Genomic DNA, 4,720 nt, shown 5'->3' with positions numbered 1-4,720 from the left:
TCATGCCGTCCGTCTGCTCGCGACAGCGCAGAAGGATCGCACAGCCTCCGAACACGCTGATTGGGTCGCTACCAAGGTGCAGTTGGGCGAGGCCCTCGTCGAGGTGCCGGACTACGCTCACTGCGTTCATACCAAAGCGGGCCAGGTGCAGGGGCGCGGTTTGGTGCAGTGGTGGGAGAAGGGTGCCCAGGTCGCTGACGAACTCGGCACAGCCGATCATCACTACCGCGACGAGATGATCGCCCTCCATCGCGAAGATGAGGCCGCGAACGGTTCCGAACCGCCGGCTTCGCGGTGGATCCCACAGAGTTTCTGACGCGCGCATGGCGGCCCGGATCACCCCTAGGCACCGCCACAGACAGAGCCGGCCTCGGAGTCGGCAGGCCGATCTGGCTGCGGTGGCCTGGCCGACCGGTCACCGTCGTCCCGGCCGCGGCGGAGAGCTCAGTCGCGCTCGACGCTCACGCGAACCAAGCGCGCATCGGCCGGTGTGACGACGTGCGGCTCTCCCGTGAGTGTGATGGTCGCGAGTGCTGGACCGTCGTCGGCCGTCTCCTTCGGCCGGGACTCCGACTGGGAGATACCTTCGGCCAGCGGGCGGGCCCGGTTGTCGGCGGCGGATCGGCCCACCCACACCTGCACGTCGCCGGGTTCGACGATGCGGACCATGCGGCGGTCGGTGAACGCCAGCCGCGTGGTGGGGACCTCGAAGCGGACGATCGCCGACTCGCCCGAGCCGAGCTGAACGCGTTGGTAGGCCAGAAGCTGGACCGTCGGGCGGGTGACGGAGGCGACCACATCGCGGCCGTACAGCTGCACGACGTCCTCGCCGGGACGGTCGCCGGTGTTCGTGACCCGGACCGATGCGACGAACGTATCGCCGGCGGCCGCCGCCGAGTCGACGGCGAGGTCCTCGTGTGCGAACGTCGTGTACGACAGGCCGTGCCCGAACGCCCGGACCGGGCTGGCGTCGGCGGTGGTGACGTCGGTCGGGCCGCCGAGCAGCGGGTGCAGGTACGTGTACGGCTGGGCTCCGGCCGATCGCGGCAGCGAGACGGGCAGCCGTCCGGACGGGTTGACGCGTCCGGAGATCACGCCCGCGATCGCAGTGCCACCCTCCTCTCCGGGGAAGAATGCCTGGACCACCGCATCGACCGCCGTGGGACCGTCCAGCGCCCAGCCGATCGCGTACGGACGTCCCGTGAGCACCGCAAGCACGGTCGGTGTGCCGGTCGTCCGCACTGCCTCGACAAGATCTCGTTGGACGCCGGGCAGGTCGAGGGTCTCGACATCGTTGCCTTCTCCGACGGTGCCCCGGCCGAACAAGCCGGCCTGATCGCCGACGACGACCACGGCCACGTCGGCCCCGCTGGCGGCATCGGACGCTTCGGCGAACCCGGAACGGTCGACGCCGTCGACGTCGCACCCCTGCGCGACGACGATCTCCGCACCCGCGAGCGGCCCGGCGGCTGACTCCTCGCGCAGCCCGTCCACCACGGTGGGGATCTCGATCCCGAACGGGACGTCGGGTCGCTGTGCGAGTACGTGGTTGACGAACGAGTAACAGCCCAGAAGCGCCTCGGCCCGGTCGGCGTTGGGACCGATCACGGCGATACGACGTGGCGGTGTCCGCCCGGGGCCGCTCAGTGGAAGGACGTCATCGTTCGACAGCAGCACGATCGACTCTTCCGCGAGCCGCCGGGCCACCTCCCGATGGTCCGGTGAGTCCAGGTCAACGGTCGCCGGCGGATCATCCTTGAACGTCTCGTCGAGCAGGCCGAGCTCCTCTTTCTGGGCAAGCGCGCGCAGTACCGCGCGATCGACCAGGTTCTCGTTGACGACGCCGGAGCGCACGCGCTCGGCCAGCGGCTCGAGGTACGTGTCGCCGGTTGGCAGCTCGATGTCGACGCCGGCGGCAAGGGCCTGGGCCGCCGCGTCGCCCCGGTCGGTGGCCACCCCGTGCAACAGGGCCAGGAACGCGACGGCGAAATAGTCCGAGACCACTGTCCCGGTGAATCCCCACTGCTTTCGGAGCAGACCGGTCAGCAGCCCGGCGTTGACGGCGACGGGAACGCCGTCGATCTCGGTGTAGGAGTTCATGGCCGAGCGGGCGTCTCCGTCGAACAACGCCATCTCGAACGGCGGCAGCAGGACATCGGCGACCTCGCGGGGCCCGGCATGCACCGGGGCGTGGTTGCGCCCGGACTGCGACGCCGAGTAGCTGACGAAATGCTTGAGCGTCGCATGCACGCCGGCCGACTGCAGACCACGCACGTACGACGTGCCGAGCGTGCCGACGACGTACGGATCCTCGGCGATGCACTCATCCACACGGCCCCAGCGCGGATCCCGGATCACGTCGAGGACCGGGGCGAGCCCTTGGTGGATGCCGAGTGCCCGCATGGACGAGCCGATGACCGCGCCCATCTCCTGCACGAGGTCCGGGTCGAACGACGCGCCCCAGGCGAGCGGAGTCGGGAACGTCGCGGCTTGCCACGCGGCCAGACCGGTGAGGCACTCCTCGTGGACCAGCGCCGGGATGCCGAGACGGGTCTCCGAGCGCAGGCGCCGCTGCTGTTGCCACAGCCATTGCGCACGCTTGGCCGGGTCGACCGGGTGGGTCCCGTATACCCGGGTCAGGTGGCCGATCCCGTGGCGGCTCGCCTCCTCAAGAGACCGCATCGCGGAGGTCATCTCGCCTTGGAACGGGGCGACATCCCCGGCCGTCATCGTGTCGTGCAGTGGCGCGACGTCCCCTGCGTGGTCCTGGCCGTCCTGGTCCGCGCCGACCCCACGGTCCACCCAGAAGCCGACCAGCTGAGCTAGCTTCTCCTCGAGCGTCATCTGAGCGAGCAGATCGTGCACGCGCTGGGACGCCCAGGGCGATAGGGGTAGATCGTTGTCGAGGTCCGTCACGGAGCAGGCTCCTTCGTCCAGTGTCGTCCGGGGTTGTTCGGGGGTCATCCCTTGACCGCGCCTTGCAGGCCGCTGACGATGCGTTTCTGCATCATCAGGAAGAGCACAAGCGCTGGAATCATGGCCAGCGAAGTGAAGGCATAGACGCCGGCAACGTCGGCCGAGTACTCCGACGAGTAGTCAGCGACGCCGAGCGGCAATGTGCGCGAGTCGTCTTGCAGGAGCAACAGCGGGAGTAAGTAGGCGTTCCAGGACTGGACGAACGCGATTGCACCGACGGTGACCATTGCCGGCCACGAAAGCGGGACGACAACCCGCCAGAAGAAGCCGATGCGCGACGAACCGTCGATCATCGCCGCTTCCTCGAGTTCATCCGGTAGTGCGATCAGGAACGGGCGCAGGATGACGACGGTCAGCGGCAGCGCGAACGCGGCCTGCGGCAGTGCGATACCCCACCAGGTGTTGCTGAGCTGGAGGTTCTGACTGACGAGGATGAACAGCGGAATGACCGCGACTGTGGCGGGGAACAACAACCCGGCGACGAACACCATGAACAGTGCTTCTCGTCCCCGGAACCGGTACCGCGCCAGCGGGAAGGCCGCCATCATGCCGAAGACCACCACGATGACCGTCGTGATGACGGCGACAGCCGTCGAGTTCAGCGTGAACTGCCAGAAGTCCGGATTGGTCAGGGCCTCGCGATAGTTGTCGAACACCCACGGGTCGGGCATGCTTGCCGGGCTCTCGGCGAGCTGGGGGTTGGTACGGAAACCGCCGAGTACGCCGAAGAGCACCGGCCCGAGCGAGAGCGCGACGACGACGAGCGCGAGCACGTAGACGAGAGGGTTGCCGCCGGAGAACGCGCCCCGGCGTCGCTGGGTGCGCGAGGGACTTGCCTCCGTGGGTGGAGCGGGCGTCGTCACAGTGGTCATCGTCCGGCCTCCTTCGTGTCCCGGCGCAGGACGAACCGCTGGTAGAGGACCGCCATGGTGAGAGCGATGACGAAGAGAATCATCGATGCCGCGCCCGCGATGCCGTAGTTCTGGCGGTTGGTGCCTTCGTTGACGAGGAACGTCACCATCGTGGTCGTCGAGTTGGCCGGGCCGCCCCGGGTGAGGATCCATACCATGTCGAACAGTTGCAGTGACCCGATCATCGACAGGAACGCCCACGTCCGGATGGTCGGACCGAGCAGCGGAATCGTGATCTTCCGCTGTACCTGCCACCAGGACGCGCCGTCGAGCTGTGCGGCCTCGTACAGGTCGTCCGGGACGCCTTGGAGGCCGGCAAGGAACAGCAGGACCGCGAGGCCGAGGTACTTCCACGTCAACACGATCAGGACGGTCCACAAGGCGATGTCCGGATCGCCGAGCCAGCCCTGCTCGGGCCCCTGGAGCCCGATGCCATCCAGGACCGTGTCGATGACACCGTACCGTGGCTGCAACAACTGGAACCAGACGACGCCGGCTATGACCTCGGACAGCACGAACGGAACGAAGACGATCGTGCGTAGCAGGCCCTGGCCCCGCATGTTCCGGTTGAGCAGCAGGGCGATCGCCAGCCCGAGGGGTAGCTGGAGAACGATCGAGCCGACGATGATCGTCAGGTTGTTGAGCAGCGCGCCGGTGAACACGTCGTTGGTCAACACCGACACGTAGTTGCTCAGGCCGACGAAGTCCTCGAGGGGTCCGAAACCGCGCCATCGGTACACGGACATCTGGACTGCCGTGAGCACTGGCACGATTACGAACAGCACGAACAGCGCAAGCGCGGGCGTGACGAAGAAGAGGATCTCCGCGCGCTT

3 protein-coding genes and 1 pseudogene are annotated in these 4,720 nt (G+C 67.7%); 1 reads left to right on the top strand and 3 read right to left on the bottom strand.

From position 1 onward, the window contains the following. Nucleotides 1-316, top strand: a pseudogene (locus ELR45_RS17660) (hypothetical protein); the annotation flags it as partial. 128 nt (nucleotides 317-444) lie between these two features. Here ELR45_RS17660 and ELR45_RS17655 read toward each other — a convergent pair. From ELR45_RS17655 to ELR45_RS17645, 3 genes are all read right to left on the bottom strand, one after another. After that, complete coding sequence (locus ELR45_RS17655; protein WP_205856788.1) at nucleotides 445-2,916, bottom strand: beta-xylosidase/alpha-l-arabinosidase; 2,472 nt, start codon at nucleotides 2,914-2,916, stop codon at nucleotides 445-447. Between the two features lie 44 nt (nucleotides 2,917-2,960). After that, a complete protein-coding gene (locus ELR45_RS17650; RefSeq protein WP_129667547.1) occupies nucleotides 2,961-3,848 on the bottom strand; it encodes a carbohydrate ABC transporter permease in 888 nt (295 codons plus the stop codon). Further along, nucleotides 3,845-4,720 (bottom strand): carbohydrate ABC transporter permease (locus tag ELR45_RS17645; RefSeq protein ID WP_205856787.1); only part of this gene is annotated, 876 nt, incomplete at its 5' end. The genes ELR45_RS17645 and ELR45_RS17650, both read right to left, overlap by 4 nt.

This window comes from Phytoactinopolyspora endophytica (assembly GCF_004138495.1).
GTDB classification, from domain to species: domain Bacteria; phylum Actinomycetota; class Actinomycetes; order Jiangellales; family Jiangellaceae; genus Phytoactinopolyspora; species Phytoactinopolyspora endophytica.
The sequence above is the reverse complement of the archived record's forward strand: the minus strand, read 5'-3'. Positions and strand labels throughout refer to the sequence as shown.

Excerpts from the sequence above, each read along its gene's own strand:
- ELR45_RS17650 (WP_129667547.1), bottom strand. The coding sequence starts at position 3,848 with ATGACCACTGTGACGACGCCCGCTCCACCCACGGAGGCAAGTCCCTCG.